At 67.7% G+C, this 18,938-nt stretch carries 18 protein-coding genes; 17 read left to right on the top strand and 1 reads right to left on the bottom strand.

What is annotated here, in order from left to right:
- Nucleotides 1–4 precede the first annotated feature (4 nt).
- Complete coding sequence (locus ACSSVZ_RS22935) at nucleotides 5–1,027, bottom strand: asparaginase (RefSeq protein ID WP_453973123.1); 1,023 nt, start codon at nucleotides 1,025–1,027, stop codon at nucleotides 5–7.
- Nucleotides 1,028–1,297: 270 nt separating this feature from the next.
- Between ACSSVZ_RS22935 and ACSSVZ_RS22930 the strand changes: the two genes are divergently transcribed.
- From ACSSVZ_RS22930 to ACSSVZ_RS22850, 17 genes are all read left to right on the top strand, one after another.
- Nucleotides 1,298–2,464: a transporter substrate-binding domain-containing protein gene (locus ACSSVZ_RS22930; RefSeq protein ID WP_453973122.1), complete on the top strand. Its 1,167-nt coding sequence runs from the start codon at nucleotides 1,298–1,300 to the stop codon at nucleotides 2,462–2,464.
- A gap of 16 nt (nucleotides 2,465–2,480) precedes the next feature.
- On the top strand, nucleotides 2,481–3,140 hold the full coding sequence (locus tag ACSSVZ_RS22925; protein WP_453973167.1) for an ANTAR domain-containing response regulator: 660 nt from the start codon (nucleotides 2,481–2,483) through the stop codon (nucleotides 3,138–3,140).
- Nucleotides 3,141–3,460: 320 nt separating this feature from the next.
- Nucleotides 3,461–4,708 carry a transporter substrate-binding protein gene (locus ACSSVZ_RS22920; protein ID WP_453973121.1) on the top strand — a complete coding sequence of 416 codons (1,248 nt, stop codon included), beginning with the start codon at nucleotides 3,461–3,463 and terminating at the stop codon, nucleotides 4,706–4,708.
- Between the two features lie 143 nt (nucleotides 4,709–4,851).
- Nucleotides 4,852–5,745 carry an urea ABC transporter permease subunit UrtB gene (gene urtB, locus ACSSVZ_RS22915; protein WP_453973120.1) on the top strand — a complete coding sequence of 298 codons (894 nt, stop codon included), beginning with the start codon at nucleotides 4,852–4,854 and terminating at the stop codon, nucleotides 5,743–5,745.
- 4 nt (nucleotides 5,746–5,749) lie between these two features.
- Complete coding sequence (urtC, locus tag ACSSVZ_RS22910) at nucleotides 5,750–6,907, top strand: urea ABC transporter permease subunit UrtC (protein ID WP_453973119.1); 1,158 nt, start codon at nucleotides 5,750–5,752, stop codon at nucleotides 6,905–6,907.
- 9 nt (nucleotides 6,908–6,916) lie between these two features.
- Complete coding sequence (urtD, locus tag ACSSVZ_RS22905; protein ID WP_453973118.1) at nucleotides 6,917–7,669, top strand: urea ABC transporter ATP-binding protein UrtD; 753 nt, start codon at nucleotides 6,917–6,919, stop codon at nucleotides 7,667–7,669.
- Nucleotides 7,669–8,364, top strand: a complete 696-nt coding sequence (gene urtE / locus ACSSVZ_RS22900) for an urea ABC transporter ATP-binding subunit UrtE (RefSeq protein WP_453973117.1) — start codon at nucleotides 7,669–7,671, stop codon at nucleotides 8,362–8,364. Before urtD ends, urtE begins: the two co-directional genes overlap by 1 nt.
- 190 nt (nucleotides 8,365–8,554) lie before the next feature.
- Complete coding sequence (locus ACSSVZ_RS22895; protein ID WP_453973116.1) at nucleotides 8,555–9,592, top strand: aliphatic amidase; 1,038 nt, start codon at nucleotides 8,555–8,557, stop codon at nucleotides 9,590–9,592.
- 76 nt (nucleotides 9,593–9,668) lie between these two features.
- Nucleotides 9,669–10,217: an urease accessory protein UreE gene (gene ureE / locus ACSSVZ_RS22890; protein ID WP_453973115.1), complete on the top strand. Its 549-nt coding sequence runs from the start codon at nucleotides 9,669–9,671 to the stop codon at nucleotides 10,215–10,217.
- Nucleotides 10,214–10,882: an urease accessory protein UreF gene (locus ACSSVZ_RS22885; RefSeq protein WP_453973114.1), complete on the top strand. Its 669-nt coding sequence runs from the start codon at nucleotides 10,214–10,216 to the stop codon at nucleotides 10,880–10,882. The genes ureE and ACSSVZ_RS22885 overlap by 4 nt, the downstream gene beginning before the upstream one ends.
- 130 nt (nucleotides 10,883–11,012) lie before the next feature.
- Nucleotides 11,013–12,347, top strand: a complete 1,335-nt coding sequence (locus tag ACSSVZ_RS22880) for a purine-cytosine permease family protein (protein WP_453973112.1) — start codon at nucleotides 11,013–11,015, stop codon at nucleotides 12,345–12,347.
- A 67-nt stretch (nucleotides 12,348–12,414) separates the two neighbouring features.
- On the top strand, nucleotides 12,415–13,434 hold the full coding sequence (locus ACSSVZ_RS22875) for an alpha/beta fold hydrolase (RefSeq protein WP_453973110.1): 1,020 nt from the start codon (nucleotides 12,415–12,417) through the stop codon (nucleotides 13,432–13,434).
- Between the two features lie 64 nt (nucleotides 13,435–13,498).
- Nucleotides 13,499–14,944 carry an amidase gene (locus tag ACSSVZ_RS22870; RefSeq protein ID WP_453973109.1) on the top strand — a complete coding sequence of 482 codons (1,446 nt, stop codon included), beginning with the start codon at nucleotides 13,499–13,501 and terminating at the stop codon, nucleotides 14,942–14,944.
- A 13-nt stretch (nucleotides 14,945–14,957) separates the two neighbouring features.
- Nucleotides 14,958–15,647 (top strand): urease subunit beta, encoded by a 690-nt coding sequence (locus tag ACSSVZ_RS22865; protein WP_453973108.1) that lies wholly within the window; start codon nucleotides 14,958–14,960, stop codon nucleotides 15,645–15,647.
- Between the two features lie 10 nt (nucleotides 15,648–15,657).
- Nucleotides 15,658–17,370: an urease subunit alpha gene (gene ureC, locus ACSSVZ_RS22860; protein ID WP_453973107.1), complete on the top strand. Its 1,713-nt coding sequence runs from the start codon at nucleotides 15,658–15,660 to the stop codon at nucleotides 17,368–17,370.
- 43 nt (nucleotides 17,371–17,413) lie between these two features.
- Entirely contained in the window at nucleotides 17,414–18,076 is a 663-nt protein-coding gene (ureG, locus tag ACSSVZ_RS22855) for an urease accessory protein UreG (protein ID WP_453973106.1), read from the top strand.
- On the top strand, nucleotides 18,073–18,933 hold the full coding sequence (locus ACSSVZ_RS22850; protein ID WP_453973105.1) for an urease accessory protein UreD: 861 nt from the start codon (nucleotides 18,073–18,075) through the stop codon (nucleotides 18,931–18,933). Before ureG ends, ACSSVZ_RS22850 begins: the two co-directional genes overlap by 4 nt.
- The last annotated feature ends 5 nt before the right edge of the window (nucleotides 18,934–18,938 follow it).

The following is an 18,938-nucleotide window of genomic DNA, read 5'->3' as shown; positions in this document are numbered from 1 at the left end:
CGCGTCAGAGACCGGCGAGCGCGTCCGCCAGGTCCTTGGAGGGACGGATCGTGCCGGCGACCACCCCACGCCGGGTCTCGATGGGCTGCTGCGCCCAGCGGTCGAGGAAGCCGCGGTCGTCGGCGGTCTTGGCGATCAGCACCTGGAGGGCCGCCGCCATGACGGCCTCGGAGCCGCGGGTGCCGCCGTCGTCGATCTTGATGGCGATCCCGAGTCCGGCCCCGGGGATGGCGGCGCAATAGACGCCCTCCGCGCCGGTCTTCACGTAGGCGGCATCGCCGAACCGGGTCATCACGTCGGTGCAGAAGCGGTCGGTGCCGGCCACCTCCATGGGGTGTGCGCAGCAGGCCTTGCGCAGGCGCGTGAGCGCCGCGGCGCGCTCCGGCGCAACCCCGGTTCCGCTCGCCACCCTGGCGAAGGCTGCCGCGAGGTTCTCGACCGGCACGGCCCAGGTCGGGATCGAGCAGCCGTCGATGCCGCAGACGTCGGCGTCGAGGCTGGCGCCGGTGATCTCCGCCAGGATGTCGTGGATCTGCACCTGCAGCGGATGGTCCTCGGCGACGTAGCCTTCCAGCGGATAGCCCATGTGGGTCACGGCGCAGACGAAGCCGGCGTGCTTGCCCGAGCAGTTGTTGTGGACGGCGCCGGGCGGCGTGCCGGTGCGGCGCAGAACGTCCTGGTCGGGTCCCAGCGCCGGCCACTGGGGGCCGCATTCGAGCGCCGCCTCGCTGGCGCCGGCCTTGGCCAGAATGGCGCGCGCGCCGTTCACGTGCACCTCCTCGCCGTTGTGGGAGGAACAGGCGAGGGCGAGTTCGGCGTCGGTCAGGCCCGCGGCGTCGGCCGCACCGCTTTCCACCAGCGGCAGGGCCTGGAAGATCTTCACGGCCGAGCGCGGGAACACCGGTGCGCCGACATCGCCGAGCGCCAGCCGTGGCGTGCCGTCGGCATCGACGATCGCGATCGCTCCCCGGTGACGGCTTTCGACGCGGGGGCCGCGGGTGACTTCGACGAGGACGGGATTGGTCATTGCGGGCTCGATCCGATGAACGCGGGGCGGCGCGATCTTGGCAGGCCGACGGGCCCGGGTCCATGCGGGATCGGCAGGCCGGACGCCGTCTCCACGGCAGGGTGGCGCGTGCCTCCTGGAGGCGTTTGCGCCGCGTCGGATTCCGCGCATTGCGTTCGGCGAAGGGCGTGAACTAAGATGGCGAAGGATCGCCGCCGATCCGTTTTCCACGAGCAATGAAGCTCTCGCGTCTCAACCCGGAGACACGGGAGCTTTTTTTTGGAGGCTACATTGGCAGGAGATGCGACTTCGGGCGCACCGTGGAAGGTCGGGGTTCTGTTCTCGCAGAGCGGCGTCACGTCGGCGATCGAACACACCCAGCTCAATGCGACCCTACTGGCGATCGACGAGATCAACGCGGCGGGCGGTGTCAACGGGCGGTCGATCGAGCCGGTGGTCCGCGATCCGGCGTCCAATCCGAAACGGTTTCGCGAGCTCGGCGAGTGGCTGACCGGCGAAGCCAACGTGCGGGTCATTTTCGGCTGCTACATGTCCAGCACCCGCAAGGCGCTGCTGCCGGTGGTCGAGGCCCGCAACGGCCTGCTGTTCTACCCGACGCTTTACGAGGGCTTCGAGTACTCGCCGCGATGCATCTACACCGGGTCGGCTCCCAACCAGAACTCACTGCCGCTCCTCAAATACCTGCTGGAGAACTACGGCAGCAAGTTCCTGTTCGTGGGGTCGAACTATGTGTTTCCCTATGCCTCCAACCGGGTGATGTCGGATCTCGTGGCCAGCGCGAACGGGAAATTGCTCGACGAGATCTACATTCCGTTGGAGCCGCGGGAGGCAGATTTTGCCAAACTGATGCGCGAGGTGCGCAGGCGCGCGCCCGACGTCATCTTCTCCACGGTCGTCGGTGCGGGCACGGCAGAGCTGTATCGGGCCTACCGGGCCGCCGGCTTCGATCCGGCCCGGATGCCGATCGCGAGCCTGACCACCAGCGAGGCGGAAATCGCGCAGATGGAGCCGGGAGATGCCGCCGGCCACATCACCGCCGCGCCGTTCTTCGAGTGCCTGACCACGGCCTCGGCCAAGGCCTTCGTGTCGGCCTACAAGCTCAAGTACGGGCAGGAGTCGCCGATTCCCGCCGGCGCGGAGGCGGCCTATTTCCAGGTGCACCTGTTTGCAAATGCGTTGGGCGCGGTCGATACGGATGCGCCGGAGGCGCTGCTTGAAGCCCTGAAGGGCATGGAGTTCGACGCCCCCCAGGGCCGGGTGAAGATCGACCCGGAAACGAACCACTCCTACGTCTGGCCGCGGATTGGACGCGTCGCCTCAGGCGGCGGCTTCGAGGTCGTGTGGTCCTCGAAGGTGGCCGTCAAACCGGATCCCTATTTTCTTGCGCCCAGCGTCGACGATTGGGCGAACGTGGCACTGGAAAGCCGGCGGGCGTGAGCGGCGGGGTGCGATGATGGCGGTCCAGGTTCTTCGCGACCTCAGAGGGTTGCGCGTGCAGATCATCCACCCGCCGGACGGCGAGGGGCAGAGCCTCGTCGAGCAGTTCAGCCGCATCGGCTGCCCGACGGAGACCCAGTGGCCGGTGCCCGACGAGTTTTCGCCGGCCGCCGACGTGGCGGTGCTGGCGATCGAATACGAGGCGCGCGAGCAGATCCGCAAGCTCACCCGGCCGCGCAGCGGATCGGTCCGCCCGACACTGATCGCCATCGTCGGCTACGAGGACCCGAGCACGCTGCAGATCGTGCTGGAGAGCGGCGCCCTGGCGATCGTGGAACGTCCCATCCGGCCGTTCGGCCTGCTGTCCAACCTCACGGTTGCCCGCAGCCTGTGGTTGCAGCGCATGGAGGCGGAGCGACGGCTGGGCAAGCTCGAGCGCCGGCTGAACGGCATGCAGCAGGTGCAGAAGGCCAAGTCGATCCTGATGAACTCGCAGTGCATCAGCGAAGACGAGGCCTACGGCATGCTGCGGCGCCAGGCGATGGCGAAGCGCATGTCGATGGAGGATCTGGCGGCCGCCATCATCAACGCCAACGACGTGCTGGCCGGAACGCCGAGCCCGCGCAAGCCCGAGCGCTCGAATTCGCACTTGCGCGCAAAAGACGATGGTGCTTAACTTCTAGTCATGCGGGGCAAGCGGGCACTTCGGTGCCGGCCCCGTCCCATAATGCACCGACAAGGATGTCGATGCGCGCGGCAACGCAGCCCCGGAAGGCCTCAGGCCTTCGCGGGGCTTTTTTGTTTCTGGCCGCGTGGGATCTGCCGACAAGGCCGTCGGTCCATCGGAAATTCACACGTCCGGCTCGCGCCGCCCGGGGCTGGGACCGCTCGCCATGTGTCTTCCGTCGGTGGACGACGGGTGAGGGGGCACGGGCGGTCACGCGGGGGCGACCGCCGCCAAAATCCAAAACACACGATAAGCAGAGGGGACTTGCGATGTCGTTCAACCGCCGAGATTTTCTGAAGACCAGCGCTCTGGCAGCCGGGGCGCTTGCCACGCCGACATTCTTCCATCGCTCCGCCATGGCCGCCGACGAGATCGAGGTCGGCGTGCTGTTTTCGCTGACCGGCGGCCTCTCGATCATCGAGAAGTCGCTGGCCGACGCCACCATGATGGCCATTTCGGAAATCAACGCGAGCGGCGGCGTCGCCGGCAAGCAGATCAAGGCCGTGCAGGAGGACGGGGCCTCCGATCCGAAGACCTTCAACGAGAAGGCCTCCAAGCTGATCATCCGCGACCGGGTGCCGACGGTGTTCGGCTGCTACACCTCGGCCAGCCGCAAGGCGGTGCTGCCGGTGTTCGAGAAGCGCAAGAACCTGCTCTTCTACCCGACCTACTACGAAGGCTTCGAGTGCTCCAAGAGCGTCGTCTACACCGGCGCGGTGCCGAACCAGCAGCTGTCGAACTTCATTCCCTGGATCATCAAGACGCTCGGCAAGAAGAAGTTCTTCATCGTCGGCTCGAACTACATCTATCCGCGCGAAATGGCGAAGGTGTCGAAGATCCTTATCGAGCAGAACGGCGGCGAGTGGGTCGCCGACGAATATCTCGAGCTCGGCCACTCCGAGTGGGGGGCGATGGTCAACAAGATCAAGTCGTCCGGCTGCGACGTGGTGCTGTCGAACGTCGTCGGCGACTCCGTCGTTGCCTTCTACCGCGAGTTCAAGAACCAGGGCCTGTCGCAGGACAAGCTGCCGATCTGCGCCACCGTCACCTCGGAAATCGAGATCGCGGCGATGGGCGCGGAATACGCGGCCGGCAGCTACACGTCGTTCCCGTACTTCCAGGCGATCGACACGCCCACGAACCACGAATTCGTCGAGCGCTACCGCAAGTTCGTCAACGATCCCAAGGCGGTGACCCACCACGCCCTGGAGAGCTCCTACTTCCAGGTGTTCCTGTGGAAGCAGGCGGTGGAGAAGGCCGGCGAGGCCACGCCGGCGGCGATCGTCGCCAACGTCGGCGGCCAGTCGTTCGACGCGCCGGGCGGCACCGTCACGGTGGAGCCGCAGAACCTGCACACGGCGCTGACGCCGCGCATCGCCGAATGGCAGTCGGACGGCCAGGGCAAGATCGTCAACGCCTACGATCACCCGGTCTTCCCGCTCCCCTACGTCGCCTACGGGGAGACCGAGGACAGCCTGTTCTGCACGGCCGCCGGCCTGGATACCTCGAAGCTCTGATCCGACGGAACGCGGAGCGCGCGGAGGGAGACCCTCGCGCGCTCCCGGGATCCTGGCGGCCGGCCAGTCGCCGCCGGTCGGGGATGCGGCGCGTCTCGCACCCCGGCGCCGCCACTGCCTGAATGCGCCCGCGAAGGACGATCATGATCGACATCCTCTTCATCGGCCTCAGTCTCGGCTCGATCCTGCTGCTGATCGCGCTCGGCCTGACGATCACCTACGGCGCCATGGGCGTCATCAACATGGCCCACGGCGAGCTGGTGATGGTTGGCGCCTACACCGCCGTCCTCTCGGGCATTTACCTGGGCGCGAACCTGTTCGTGGCGATGCCGCTGGCGTTCGTCGCCACCGCGCTGCTGGGCTGGCTGATCGAGGCGGCCGTCGTCAGGCGGCTGTACGGACGGCTGCTGGACACGCTGCTCGCCACCTGGGGCGTCGCCATCCTGATCCAGCAGGCGGTGCGGCTGGAGCTCGGCCTGTCGTTCTTCGACGTGCACATCCCGGGGCTCGGGCCCGGCCTGCAGAACGTCAGCGTGCCGGAGATCCTCGGCGGCACGGTCTCCATCCTCGGCGAGCAGGTCAACGCCTACCGCACCTTCATCATCTTCGTGACCATCGCGCTGGCCGTGGTCACCTGGCTGATCCTCTACCGCACGTCGATCGGCACCCAGGTGCGCGCCATCATCCGCAACCCGAGCATGGCCGCTGCCTGCGGCATCGACGTCAAACGCGTCAACGCCCTGACGTTTGCCTACGGCTCCGGCCTCGCCGGGGTGGCGGGGGTGATGATGTCGGGCTTCAAGACCGTGTTTCCCGACATGGGGACGCCGATGGTCGTCGACGGCTTCCTGGTGGTCGTCGTCGGCGGGGTGGGCAGCCTGCTGGGTACGGTTGCCGCCGCGGGCCTGCTGGGCGAGATCAACGGCGTCTTCGCCTCCCTGACCAACGACATCCTGGCGCGCGCGATCGTCTTCGGAACGGTGATCCTCATCCTGGTCCTGAAGCCCGCCGGCCTGTTCTCGTTCAAGGGGCGCTGAGACCATGTCGGAGACCCTCCAGCGCCGCCTCGAGATCCTCGCCTACGCGCTCTTCATCGTCGCCATTCTCGTGCTCCCGGCGTTCGCCGACGTGTTCTGGCTGAACCGCTTCGCCAAGTATCTCGTCTACGGGATGCTCGGCATCGCCATCGCCATGTCCTGGGGCTATTCGGGGATCCTCAACCTCGGCCAGGGCCTGTTCTTCGGCGCCGGCGCCTACATGATCGCGATGTCGCTGAAGCTGGCGAGCCCCACCAGCCTCGCCCAGGGGTCGGCCACGCCGGTCCCGGACTTCATGCTCTGGAACGCCGAGCCGGGAGCGCTGACCAACCTGTGCTGCATCACCGGCGGCTCCTGGCTGTGGATCCCGTTCCAGTGGGTGGGCTTCGGCGTGATCATGGGGATCGCGCTGCCGGTGCTGCTGGCGTTCGCGATCGGCACGGTCATCTTCCGGCAGCGCATTTCCGGCGTGTTCGTTGCCATCATCACGCTGGCCATGGTGCTGCTGGTCCGCCTGCTGGTGATCGACCTGCAGCCGATCACCAACGGTTTCAACGGGCTCACCGATCTCGCCTGGCTGACCATCGGCGGCTTCGAGTTCGATCCCTACCTGCTGGCCACCTACTACCTGGTGGCGGCGATCCTCATCGTCGTGCTGATCGCCGCGCGGCTGCTGGTCGCGACCCGGGCCGGGCTGGTCCTCCAGGCGATCCGCGACGATTCCAACCGGGCGCGCTATCTCGGCTTCGACGTGCCGCGCTACCAGACCTTCTTCTTCGCGGTCTCGGCCGGCATCGCGGGCATTGCCGGCATGCTCTACGTCGTCGTCGCCGAGTTCGCCTCGCCGACCTTCATGGACCTGACCTTCTCGATCACCATGGTGGTCTGGGCGGCGGTCGGCGGGCGCAGCTCGCTGCTGGGCGCCTGCATCGGCGCGATCCTCATCAACACCATCGAGGCCTCGATCAGCGAGACGGAGATGTTCGTCGAAGCCTGGAAGGCGATCATCGGCCTGATCTTCGTGCTTGTCGTCCTGTTCATGCCGCGCGGCCTTGCCGGCTTCGCGCAGGACGCCTGCGCCTTCGTTGTCGCGAAGGTGTCTGGCTCGCGCAGCGCGCCGACGGCCCGGGCCGCCGACACCAGCAACCAGGCGGCGGAATAGGAGGGCGACATGGCGAACAAGGCAGCCCTCACGATCGACGCGCTGGAAGTCGACTTCTCCGGCTTCAAGGCTGTCGACGGCGTCACCATGATCGTCGAGGAGGGCGAACTCCACGTGCTGCTCGGCGCCAACGGCGCCGGCAAGACCACGCTGATGGACCTGATCAGCGGCAGGACCAAGAGCACCGCCGGCCGCGTCTTCGTCGGCGATACCGAGATCACCAACGCCGAGGAGCACCGGATCGCGCGCGCCGGGATCGGGCGGAAGTTCCAGATCCCCAGCGTCTTCCGCGAGCTGAGCGTCCGGCAGAACCTCGAAGTCTCCTCCATCCGGAACCCGGGGGTGTTCGCAAACCTCGGGCTGTCCTTCTCGTCGGACCAGCGCCAGCGGGTACGGGCGATCCTCGACGAGATGGGCCTGGAGGACGTCGCCGACGAGCCGGCCGGATCGCTCTCCCACGGCCAGACCCAGTGGCTCGAGCTGGGCATGCTGCTGATTCAGAACCCGCAGATCCTGCTGCTCGACGAGCCCACCGCCGGGATGACCCAGGCTGAGACCCTGAAGACGTCGCGGATCATCAACGGGCTCAAGGGCCGGCACACGCTGATCGTCGTCGAGCACGACATGGCGTTCGTGCGGCAGATCGCCGAGCGCATCACGGTCATGCACCTGGGCAAGGTGCTCGCCGAGGGGCGCATCGAGGAGATCGAGACCAACCCGGCGGTGCGCGAAGCCTACCTCGGATCGGGAGGCATTCACTGATGCTGGCGCTGCGCGACGTCGACAGCTTCTACGGATCGAGCCACGTCCTGCACGGCGTGGGCCTTGAGGCGAAGAGCGGCGAGATCCTCGCCGTCCTCGGCCGCAACGGCGTGGGCAAGACCACGCTCCTGAAGACGGTCATGGGTCTGACGGATCGCCACACGGGAACCCTCGAACTCGACGGCACGTCGATCTCGCCGATGCCGACGCACCTGCGGGCGCGCTCGGGCATCGCCTACGTGCCCCAGGGACGCGAGATCATCCCGGATTTCACGGTGCGCCAGAACATCCTGATGGGATCGTTCGCCCGCAAGGACGGCAAGCGCGCCGTGCCGGAACTGGCGCTGGAGCTGTTCCCGTACCTGGCGGCGAACCTGAACCGGCCGGGCGGCGTGCTGTCGGGCGGTCAGCAGCAGCAGCTGGCGATCGCGCGGGCGCTCGCCGCCGAACCGCGGGTGCTGCTGCTGGACGAGCCGACCGAGGGCATCCAGCCGAACATCGTGGAAGAGATCGAGGCGATCATCGTCCGGCTCAACCGCGAGATCGGGCTGACCGTGGTGCTGGTGGAACAGAACGTCGGGTTTGCCCGGGAAGCCGCGCACGCCTTCGTCCTGATCGAGAAGGGCAGGGTGGCGGAGGCCGGTCCGACGGCAGACCTCACCGACGCGCTGGTGCAGAAGCACATGGCCGTCTGAGACAGACCCGTCCGAGACCGGACGGGCAGGGCGTGGGCAGGCAGGGCATGGAGGCCCGGCCGCAGCGCCTGGTCGAAACCGCCGAAGCGGATCGGCGCCCCGAACGGGCGGACCGCTCGGCAAGAGACGTCCCGCGCCAGGGCCGCCGCGGGGAGGACCCACGAGTGCGAACTCAACAAGGAGGCTACCAATGTTGCACGGTGACATCTCCAGCAGCAACGACACCGTCGGCGTGGCCGTGGTCAACTACAAGATGCCGCGGCTCCACACCAAGGCGGAAGTCCTCGCCAACGCCAAGAACATCGCCGACATGCTGATCGGCATGAAGAGGGGTCTGCCGGGAATGGATCTGGTGATCTTCCCGGAATATTCGACCCACGGCATCATGTACGACCAGAAGGAAATGTACGAGACGGCCTCGACGATCCCGGGCGACGAGACCGAGATCTTCGCCGAGGCGTGCCGCAAGGCGAAGGTCTGGGGCGTGTTCTCGCTGACCGGCGAGCGCCACGAGGAGCATCCGAACAAGGCGCCCTACAACACCCTGATCCTGATGAACGACCAGGGCGAGATCGTGCAGAAGTACCGCAAGATCATGCCCTGGGTGCCGATCGAGGGCTGGTATCCGGGCGAGTGCACCTACGTGTCCGACGGCCCGAAGGGCATGAAGGTCAGCCTGATCATCTGCGACGACGGCAACTATCCGGAGATCTGGCGCGACTGCGCCATGCGCGGCGCCGAGCTGATCGTCCGCTGCCAGGGCTACATGTATCCGGCCAAGGAGCAGCAGGTCGTCATGGCGAAGGCGATGGCGTGGGCGAACAACACCTACGTGGCGGTGGCCAACGCCGCCGGCTTCGACGGTGTCTACTCCTACTTCGGCCACTCGGCGATCGTCGGCTTCGACGGCCGGACGCTCGGCGAATGCGGCGAGGAGGACATGGGCATCCAGTACGCCCAGCTGTCGAAGTCACTGATCCGCGACGCGCGCAAGAACATGCAGTCGCAGAACCACCTCTTCAAGCTGCTGCACCGCGGCTACACCGGCACCATCAACTCCGGCGACGACATCCGCGGCCACGCGATCTGCCCGTTCGAATTCTACAAGAACTGGGTCACCGATCCCGACGGCACCCGGGAGATGGTCGAGGGCCTGACGCGCCCCACCGTCGGCACCGACGAATGCCCGATCGAGGGCATTCCGAACCAGGCCGACGCCCACCGCTGATCGCGACCGTCCCGGCCGGCGCCTTCAGGCCCGGCCGGGACCCTTTTCCAGGAACACGGTTTGGCGGAGGTCCCCCATGCTGCGCATCGAGACGATCCTCGGCAGCGCCACCAGCGCGGAGTTCGCGGGCCGTCTGCATGACCTGGCGCATGCCGGCCGGGTGGAGACCATCCGGCTGCCGGCCAGCGACGTTGCACGGCGGCGCCTGCGCGCCACCACCGACAAGGGCAGCGACGTCGCGATCGCGCTGGCCCGCTCCGAGCGCCTTTATGACGGGGCGCTGCTTCACGTCGACGACCAGCGCGCCGTCGTCATCCGCGTCGACGAGACGCGCTGGCTCCCGGTAGAACCGCGGGACGGGGCGGCCGCCGTCGAGCTTGGCTATCACGCCGGCAACCTTCACTGGCGGGTGCGGTTCTCCGGGGCAACGCTGCTCGTCGGACTGGAAGGTCCCGAGGCCGACTATCTCGCCCGCCTGAAGGGTTTCATCGCCGATGGCCGGGTGCGCGTCGGCGATGCCATCGTCGGGACCGAGGAGACCGACGGCGCCTCCGGTCACGGTCATGCTCCTACTGCCGGCCACGACCACGCCCATCACCATACCCACGCGAAGGAGCAGGCATGAGCGCGCTCCTGACCGCGCTCCGCCTGGGCGACAGCGCCTTCCCGAGCGGCGGTTTCGCCTTCTCGCAGGGGCTGGAGCCGGTGCTTGCCGCCGACCGGACCGCGGGACCGGACGTCGTGCTGTCCTTCATCCGTGAGCAGGTGCGGCTGCGCTTTGCCACCGCCGACCGGGTGGGCCTCGTCCGCGCCTATCGGCTTGCCGACGACGAAGACGCCGTCGCCGCCGTCGACCGGGAGTTTCACGCCGCCTCGCCGGTGGCGCCGCAGCGCCTCGCCTCGGCGAAGAACGGCGCGGCTTTCCTGGCCGCCCACGTCCGCCTGCGCACGGAGGGCGCGGCCGCCTACCAGGCACGGGTACGGGCGGGACGGGCCTTCGGCCATCTGCCGGTGGTGCAGGGGCTGGTCTACCGGCGGCTGGGCCTCGGCGAGGGCGAGGCCGTGCGCGTCGCCGGCTACGCCATGGTCATGGGCATCGCCCAGGCGGCCCTGCGGCTCGGGCGGATCGGCGCCATGGACACCCAGTCGGTGGTCGCCCGCGCGCTCTCCGACCTGGAGGCGATCGCCGACGCCGACATCGACGACGGCGCACCGGCCACCTTCACGCCCCTCGTCGACATCGCCGCCATCGACCACACCCACGCCCGCGGCCGCCTCTTCAGCTCATGAAGAGATGGCCGCGCAACTGACCGAAGAACACTTCAAAGCCTTCTGGAAGAAGAACTCGAAAGGGGAAGAGGGAGTGAATTCACGGGGATAGTTCGATCATCAATTCAACGGTCTGGAGGAGGACCTTGCGATGTCTACTGTGAAGAACGACAGCCTGGCGCATGAAATCGATGAGGCCGAAGAGCAGGTAGACGCCATTCTCGGCCATGAATACGAGCATGAACCGGTGCCCCTGTCGGCCCGTCGGAGCCTGTTTTCGGTGACGATGGTCTGGCTCGGCTTTCCGATGATCATCACGGGAGCCATGACCGGCTCGATCCTGGTGCTCGGGATGGGCTTCCGCAACGCGCTGATCGCCATGATCATCGGCAACATCATCATGTTCGCCTATGTCGGCGCGCTCGGAGTGCTGGGGACCCGGTCGGGCATGAACTTCGCGCTGATCGCCAGCATCGTGTTCGGCAACAAGGGCTACATCCTCGCCTCCGGACTTCTCTCGACGCTGCTGCTCGGCTGGTATGCGGTCCAGACCGGCATCACCGGTGCGCTGGTCTCGGGCACCTATGGCCTGAACTACGTGGTGATGACGGTGATCGCGGGCGTTCTCTACATCGCCATCACCTTCGTCGGCGTGAAGGGACTCCACTGGATCGGCACCGTGTCGGTGCCGCTGTTCGTCGTGCTCGGGCTTTGGGTGGCCTGGCACGCCGCCTCCACCACCTCGATGGATGCGATCCTGACCTATCCCGGCAACAACGGCATCGCGACGATGTCGATGGGTGTGGGTCTTACCGTGGTGATCGCGCTGTTCATCGACGCCGGGACCGTGACCGCCGACTTCAATCGATGGGCGAAGGACAGCACCAATTCGCTGATCGCCACCTTCAGCGCGTTCCCGTTCGCCAACCTGATCGCCATGCTCGTGGGTGGCGTGACCACGGCCGCGCTCGCCGTGCCGGACGCCAACCCGTTCGGGACCGACAACATGTTCGGCTACATGAACAGCATGCAGATCACGTGGCTCAGCGTGCTCGCGTTCCTTTTCCTGTACGTGAACCTCGGCTCGGTCTGCTCGCACTGCCTGTACAATTCCGCCACCGGCTGGTCGCGGATCGTCGGCAGTCACATGCGGCTCCTCGCCGTCATTCTGGGCGTCATCGGCATCATCGTGGCGGCCGGCAACGTCTGGGCGTTCTTCATCCAGTGGCTGTCGCTGCTCGGCATTCTGGTGCCGCCGATCGGGGCGATCATCCTGGTCGACCAGTTCGTCGTCCGCAAAGGGGCCGTCGCCACGACGGACTGGCGGATCACGGCATTCGGGGCCTGGGCCATCGGCTCCGTGGTCGCCTTCCTCGTCGAGACCTTCGTGCCCAGCCTGTCGACGGCCATCTCCGCGATGGTCGTCGCCGGGGTCGCCTACTGGGCGCTGTCGCTGGCAACGGAGCCCAAGACCCAGATCGCCTGACCGACGCCCAAACCCGAGGATCGGTCCGCCGCAACGGCGCGGCGGACCACCATCAACGAGGAATCCGATGTCGCTGGACTACGAAACATTCGATCTGGGCGATCTCGTCCTGCAGAGCGGCGCGACACTCCGCGACTGCAAGCTCGCCTACAAGACCTTCGGGACGCTGAGCCCCGCCAAGGACAACGTGATCGTCTACCCGACCTGGTATTCGGGCCAGCACTACGACAACGAGTGGCTGGTCGGGGACGGCATGGCGCTCGATCCCGGCAAGTATTTCATCATCATCCCGAACATGCTGGGCAACGGGCTGTCGTCCTCGCCGAGCAACTATCCCGAGCCCTACAACGGGCCCCGGTTCCCGAACGTCACCGCCTACGACAACGTCATGGCGCAGCATCGCCTCGTCACCGAGAAGTTCGGCATCGAGCATCTGCGCATGGTGGTCGGCTGGTCGATGGGGGCGCTGCAGACGTTCCACTGGGGCGCGCTGTTCCCGGACATGATGGACACGCTGGCGCCGTTCTGCGGCTCGGCCAAATGCTCGCGGCACAATTTCGTCTTCCTGGAAGGCGTGAAGGCGGCGCTCACCGCGGATGCCGCCTGGAACGAGGGCTGGTACGTCGACAAGCCGGCGAGGGGGCTGCGCGCTGCCGCCCGCGTCTACGCCGGCTGGGGCTTCTCGCAGGCCTTCTACCGCCAGAAGCTCGACATCGAGGCGCTCGGCTACTCGTCGCTGGAGGACTTCCTGGTGGCGTTCTGGGAGGGCTTCTTCCTCCCCAAGGACGCCAACAACCTGCTCACCATGCTGTGGACCTGGCAGCACGGCGACATCAGCGACAACGACCTCTACGGCGGCGATTTCGAGAAGGCGCTGGGCGCGATCAAGGCGAAGACCTTCGTCATGCCCGGCCGGACCGACCTCTATTTCCCGCCCGAGGACAGCGAGTTCGAGGTCGCGCACATGCCGAACGCCGAGCTGTTCCCGATCGAGTCCGTGTGGGGCCATTTCGCCGGCGGACCGGGCACCAATCCGGTCGATGTGGCGGCCCTCGACGTGAAGCTGAAGGAACTCCTCGCCTCCTGAGCAACCGGTCCGGGCCGCGCTGGCGGTCCGGCCTCCGTCACCCTGCCGCAAGGAGACCCGGTCGATGACCGCCCGCGACGATATCTGTTCCATGGATGCCGTGACCATCGCGCGGCTGGTGGCCGAGAAGGAGCTGTCGCCGGTCGAGGTGACCGAGGCCCATCTCGCGCGCATGGACATGCTGGAGCCTAAGCTCCACGCGTTCTGCACGCCGACGCCCGATCTTGCCCGCGAGACCGCGAAGAAGCTGGAGGACGACATCGTCGCCGGCCGGCCGGTGGGACCGCTCGCAGGCGTCCCGGTCGGCGTCAAGGACCTGATCTGCACGGCCGGCATCCGCACGGCCTCCGGCTCGTTCATCTACGAGGACTTCGTGCCGGACGAGGACGACGTCGTCGTGGAGCGGTTGAAGGCCGCCGGAGCGGTAATCCTCGGCAAGACCAACGTCCCGGAGTTCGGCTACAGCGGCGTGGGCCACAATCCCGTCTTCGAGACGACCCGCAACCCCTGGAACCTCGCCATGACGCCGGGCGGCTCCAGCGCCGGATCGGGCGCCGCGGTCGCCTCCGGCATGTGTCCGTTCGCGCTCGGCAGCGACGGCGGCGGCTCGATCCGCATTCCCTCGGCCCATTCGGGCATCTACGGCCTGAAGGCCTCGATGGGGCGCGTGCCGCTCTATCCGGGCACGAAGGACGAGCGCTACCCGGGCGTCTCCAGCTGGGAGAGCCTCGAGCACATTGGCCCGATGAGCCGGACCGTCGCCGACGCGGCCCTGATGATGTCGGTGATCGCAGGCGCAGATCCGCGCGACCGCTTCTCGCTGCCCGACGCGTCCTTCGACTGGATGGAGACCCTCAAGGGCGACCTCAAGGGCAAGAAGGTGGCGCTCAGCATCGACTGGGGTTACGCGGCCGTCGATCCGGAGGTCCGCCGCATCGTCACAGAGGCGGCGCGGGTCTTCGAGACGGATCTCGGCTGCACCGTTGAGGAGGCACACCCGGGCTGGGACGATCCCTACGGCGCGTTCTGGGGCGTGGTCGCGATGGAGTCGGACCTCAAGGGCCTGCGCGCGCTGGTCGAGGAGTACGGCGACCGGATGACGCCGCACCTCGTCGAATTCATCACCCGGCCCTGGACCGCCGAGGAGTTCACCGATGCGGTGATGACCCGCAAGGCGGTGAACAACAAGATGTGGCGGTTCATGCAGACCTACGACCTGCTGCTGACGCCGACGCTGGCGGTGCCGCCGTTCCCGGTTCACGTCCAGGGGCCGGAGAAGATCGACGGCCGCATCGTGCCGCCGTTCCAGTGGCTTGCCTTCACCTTCCCGATCAACTTCACCGGCCAGCCTGCGGCCTCGATCCCGGCCGGGTGGACCGACGACGGCCTGCCTGTCGGGCTCCAGATCATCGGACGTCATCTCGACGATCCGCTGGTGCTCAAGGCCTCCGCCGCCTTCGAACAGGCTCGCCCGTGGATCGACCGCCGCCCGCCCGTGCTGACCAACTGAGGAGCTTGCCGAGGTGCTGCTGACGCCGACCGAACTCGAACGGCTGACCATTTTCACCGCCGCGGAGCTGTCGCGGAAGCGGCGGGCGAAGGGGCTCAGGCTGAACTATCCGGAAACCGTCGCGATCCTGACAGACGAGATCCTGGAGGGCGCGCGGGAGGGCCGGTCGGTGGCCGACCTGATCTCCTGGGGCAGCCAGATCCTGACCTACGACGACGTGATGCCCGGCGTGGCCGATCTGCTGCCGATGCTGCAGGTCGAGGGCATGTTTCCCGACGGCACCAAGCTCGTCACGGTGCACGACCCGATCCGGCTCGGGACGCCGCCGGAGGGCCTCGACCCGCCCGGTGAGACGATGGCCCTCGACGGCGCGATCGAGCTCAACGCCGGCCGCGAGCGCACGAAGCTGGTTGCGGTCAACACCGGCGACCGGCCGATCCAGGTGGGCAGCCACTACCATTTCTTCGACACCAACCGGGCGCTGCAGTTCGACCGGTCGGCGGCCTACGGCTGCCGGCTCGACATTCCGTCGGGAACGGCGGTGCGCTTCGAGCCGGGACAGTCGAAGGAGGTGACGCTGGTGCCCTTCGGCGGCGCCCGCGAGGTTTCGGGCCTCAACGGACTGAACGAGGGGCCGACGGGACCCGACGACAAGGCGGCCGCGCTTCTGCGGGCACGCGAGCGCGGCTTCAAGGGGGCGTAGGAGTACCAGCATGGCGACCATCTCACGCGCCGACTACGCGGCGATGTACGGACCGACGACCGGCGACGTCGTGCGACTCGGTGACACCAGCCTGCTGGCCGAGGTCGAGCGCGACTACGCGGCCTATGGCGACGAATGCCTGCACGGCGGCGGCAAGACGCTGCGCGACGGCATCGGGCTGGTGGCGGGCGCCGCCAGCACCGACGGCGCTCTCGACATGCTTCTCGTCAACGCGCTGGTGATCGATCCGGTGATCGGCATCGTCAAGGGCGACATCGGCATCCGGGACGGCGCCATCGTCGGCATCGGCAAGTCGGGCAATCCGGGGATCATGGACGGGGTCGACCCGCGGCTGATCGTGTCGACGTCGACGACGGTGCGCGACTGCGAGGGGATGATCGTCACGCCCGGCGCGATCGACGTGCACGTGCATTTCGATTCCGCCCAGCTCTGCGAGCATGCGATCGCCTCGGGCATCACCACGATGATCGGCGGCTCACTGGGGCCGATCACGGTGGGGATCGATTCCGGCGGGCCGTTCAACGTCGGCAAGATGCTGCAGGCGGCGGAGGCCTGGCCCATCAACTTCGGCTTCCTCGGCCGCGGCAACACCCACAAGCCGGGCTCGCTGCCCGAACAGCTCGCCGCCGGCTGCCTGGGCCTGAAGATCCACGAGGACTGGGGGGCGATGCCGGCGGTGATCGACACCTGCCTGGACGTGGCCGACCAGCTCGACTTCCAGGTCCAGCTGCATACCGACACGCTGAACGAGTCGGGCTTCGTGGAGGACACGCTCGCCGCGATCGGCGGCCGCACCATCCACATGTACCACACCGAGGGGGCGGGCGGCGGCCACGCCCCTGACATCATCCGGGTCGCCGGCATCGCCAACTGCCTGCCGTCGTCGACCAATCCCACCAATCCCTACACGGTGAACACCTTCGACGAACACCTCGACATGACGATGGTGTGCCACCACCTGAGCCCGTCGATCCCGGAAGACGTCGCCTTCGCCGAAAGCCGCATCCGGCCCCAGTCGATCGCCGCGGAAGACGTGCTGCACGATCTCGGCGCCATCTCGATGCTGGGCTCCGACAGCCAGGGCATGGGGCGCATCCACGAGGTGATCTGCCGGACCTGGCAGCTTGCCTCGAAGATGAAGGACCAGCGCGGCCGGCTCGCCGAGGAAACGACGGCCCGCGGCGACAACGAGCGCATCAAGCGGTTCATCGCCAAGTACACCATCAACGCCGCGCGCACGTTCGGCATCGCCGACCACGTGGGGTCCCTCGAAGACGGCAAGATGGCCGACATCGTGGTCTGGCGGCCCGGCTTCTTCGGCATCAAGCCCGAACTCGTCATCAAGAGCGGCTTCATCGCCTGGGGGGCGATGGGCGACAGCGCCGCCTCGCTGATGACCTGCGAGCCGATCCAGATGCGGCCGCAGTGGGGCGCTTTCGGCCGCGCCAAGCAGGCGCTGTCGGCGTGCTTCGTGCATCCGAGCGCCATCGAGGCGGGGATCGCCGACCGCCTCGACCTGAAGAAGCGGCTGCTGCCGGCGCGCGGCACCCGCACCCTCAGCAAGGCGGACATGCTCCACAACGCCGCCGTACCGGACATCCGGGTGGATCCGCAGACGTTCGACGTGTTCGTCGACGGCGTGCTCGCCACCTGCGAACCCGCCGAGCGGCTGCCGCTCGCCCAGCTCTACATGCTCCGCTGAAACACCCGGTCGACCGACCGCTGGCGCAAACTGGAAGACCCTCATGCACGGCACCCACACTCCCGACCTCATCCGCCCGGACCCCGCGAGCGGCAAGGGCGGCGCGGCCCGCGTGGGCATCGGCGGTCCGGTCGGGTCGGGCAAGACGGCGATCCTGGAGGCGCTGATCCCGATCCTGACGGCCCGCGGCACCGACCTCTGCGTCATCACCAACGACCTGGTGACCGACGAGGACGCCGAGCGCATCCGACGCGGCGCATTCATCGATCCGGCGCGGGTGTCGGCGGTGGAGGCGGGGGCCTGTCCGCACACGGTGATCCGTGAGGATCCGACCCTCAACATCGCCGCCGCCGACGACCTGGAGATGCGGTTTCCGGGCACCGAACTGATCCTGATCGAATCGGGCGGCGACAATCTCGCCTCGACGTTCTCGCTGGATCTCGTCGACTGGTGGGCCTTCGTCATCGACGTCGCCGGCGGCGACGACATTCCCCGCAAGCGCGGACCGGGCGTCATCCAGGCCGACCTCCTGATCATCAACAAGATCGATCTCGCGCCCCACGTCGGCGTCAACCTGAAGGCCATGTACGAGGAGGCGCTGTTGGTGCGGGAAGGCCGGCCGGTGATCCTGGCGAACGCCCGCTCGGGCGAGGGGATGTCAACGCTCGCCAACGAACTCGGCCATTCGGTCCTGTTCGACCGATGACGGTCGAGCCGCGGCGACGGGATCTGGTCGGCGCGCCCGCCGCTGAGCCGGCGCTGGACCTGACGTTCCGGCGGAGTGGGGGACGCACGCGCCTCTGCGAGCAGACGGTGCGCTATCCGTTTCACATCACCCGGCCATTTTACTTCGACACGGTGTCCGCGCCGGGCCTGGCGACGCTCTATCTCCAGTCGGCTTCCGGCGGCCTCTACCGCGGCGAACGGCTCCCGGTGCGGATCGTCGCAACGGACGGCGCGCACGTCTGCCTGACCACCCAGTCCTCCACCGTCGTCCACGACGCGCGCGGCGTCCCAACGGTTTCCGCCACGACGATCGAGGCGGCAGACGGGGCCGTGGTTTTCCACGTGCCCGATCCGCTCATTCTGCTGCCGGGCGCCGACCTGCGGTCATCGGTCCGAGTGCGCCGGCACGCCGGTGCCACGGTCATCGCCTCCGAAGCGTTTCTCTGTCACGATCCGGCGGCAGACGGGCGGACGTTCGCGGCATTTGCCAACGAGCTGCGCTTCGAGACCCCGCACGGCGAGGCCGAGGCGATCGACCGCCAGGTGCTGACCGGAGCCGATCTCGCGACGGCTTCCCGTCTTGGCGAGAGCGTTGCCGCGGGCGGGTTCCTGATCGCGGGTCCGCGGGCTGCGGAGGCCGACCCGGTGGCCTTCAGGGGTCGGATCGGCGCCGTCGAGGGGGCGCGCATCGGCGTCAGCCGGCTGCCGTTCGAGACGGGCCTGTCGGTGCGCATCGCCGCGGATGGCGGCGTCGCGCTCACCCGCGCCCTCGATGCGGTGTTCGGCGCGGCCTTCCAGCTGATCTACGGCGCAGAACCGGTCCGCCGGCGGAAGTAGGCGCA

The sequence above is a fragment of the Amorphus sp. MBR-141 genome (assembly GCF_053628695.1).
This window is presented reverse-complemented; position numbering and strand designations above follow the sequence as displayed.

What these genes read in the sequence shown, in the direction of transcription:
- urtE (WP_453973117.1), top strand. Translation starts at nt 7,669, where the DNA reads ATGCTGGCGCTGCGCGACGTCGACAGCTTCTACGGATCGAGCCACGTC.
- ACSSVZ_RS22875 (WP_453973110.1), top strand. Translation starts at nt 12,415, where the DNA reads ATGTCGCTGGACTACGAAACATTCGATCTGGGCGATCTCGTCCTGCAG.
- ACSSVZ_RS22925 (WP_453973167.1), top strand. Translation starts at nt 2,481, where the DNA reads ATGGCGGTCCAGGTTCTTCGCGACCTCAGAGGGTTGCGCGTGCAGATC.
- urtC (WP_453973119.1), top strand. Translation starts at nt 5,750, where the DNA reads ATGTCGGAGACCCTCCAGCGCCGCCTCGAGATCCTCGCCTACGCGCTC.
- ACSSVZ_RS22920 (WP_453973121.1), top strand. Translation starts at nt 3,461, where the DNA reads ATGTCGTTCAACCGCCGAGATTTTCTGAAGACCAGCGCTCTGGCAGCC.
- ureE (WP_453973115.1), top strand. Translation starts at nt 9,669, where the DNA reads ATGCTGCGCATCGAGACGATCCTCGGCAGCGCCACCAGCGCGGAGTTC.
- ACSSVZ_RS22850 (WP_453973105.1), top strand. Translation starts at nt 18,073, where the DNA reads ATGACGGTCGAGCCGCGGCGACGGGATCTGGTCGGCGCGCCCGCCGCT.
- ACSSVZ_RS22895 (WP_453973116.1), top strand. Translation starts at nt 8,555, where the DNA reads ATGTTGCACGGTGACATCTCCAGCAGCAACGACACCGTCGGCGTGGCC.
- ACSSVZ_RS22880 (WP_453973112.1), top strand. Translation starts at nt 11,013, where the DNA reads ATGTCTACTGTGAAGAACGACAGCCTGGCGCATGAAATCGATGAGGCC.
- ACSSVZ_RS22935 (WP_453973123.1), bottom strand. Translation starts at nt 1,027, where the DNA reads ATGACCAATCCCGTCCTCGTCGAAGTCACCCGCGGCCCCCGCGTCGAA.
- ureG (WP_453973106.1), top strand. Translation starts at nt 17,414, where the DNA reads ATGCACGGCACCCACACTCCCGACCTCATCCGCCCGGACCCCGCGAGC.
- urtD (WP_453973118.1), top strand. Translation starts at nt 6,917, where the DNA reads ATGGCGAACAAGGCAGCCCTCACGATCGACGCGCTGGAAGTCGACTTC.
- ACSSVZ_RS22885 (WP_453973114.1), top strand. Translation starts at nt 10,214, where the DNA reads ATGAGCGCGCTCCTGACCGCGCTCCGCCTGGGCGACAGCGCCTTCCCG.
- ACSSVZ_RS22870 (WP_453973109.1), top strand. Translation starts at nt 13,499, where the DNA reads ATGACCGCCCGCGACGATATCTGTTCCATGGATGCCGTGACCATCGCG.
- urtB (WP_453973120.1), top strand. Translation starts at nt 4,852, where the DNA reads ATGATCGACATCCTCTTCATCGGCCTCAGTCTCGGCTCGATCCTGCTG.
- ureC (WP_453973107.1), top strand. Translation starts at nt 15,658, where the DNA reads ATGGCGACCATCTCACGCGCCGACTACGCGGCGATGTACGGACCGACG.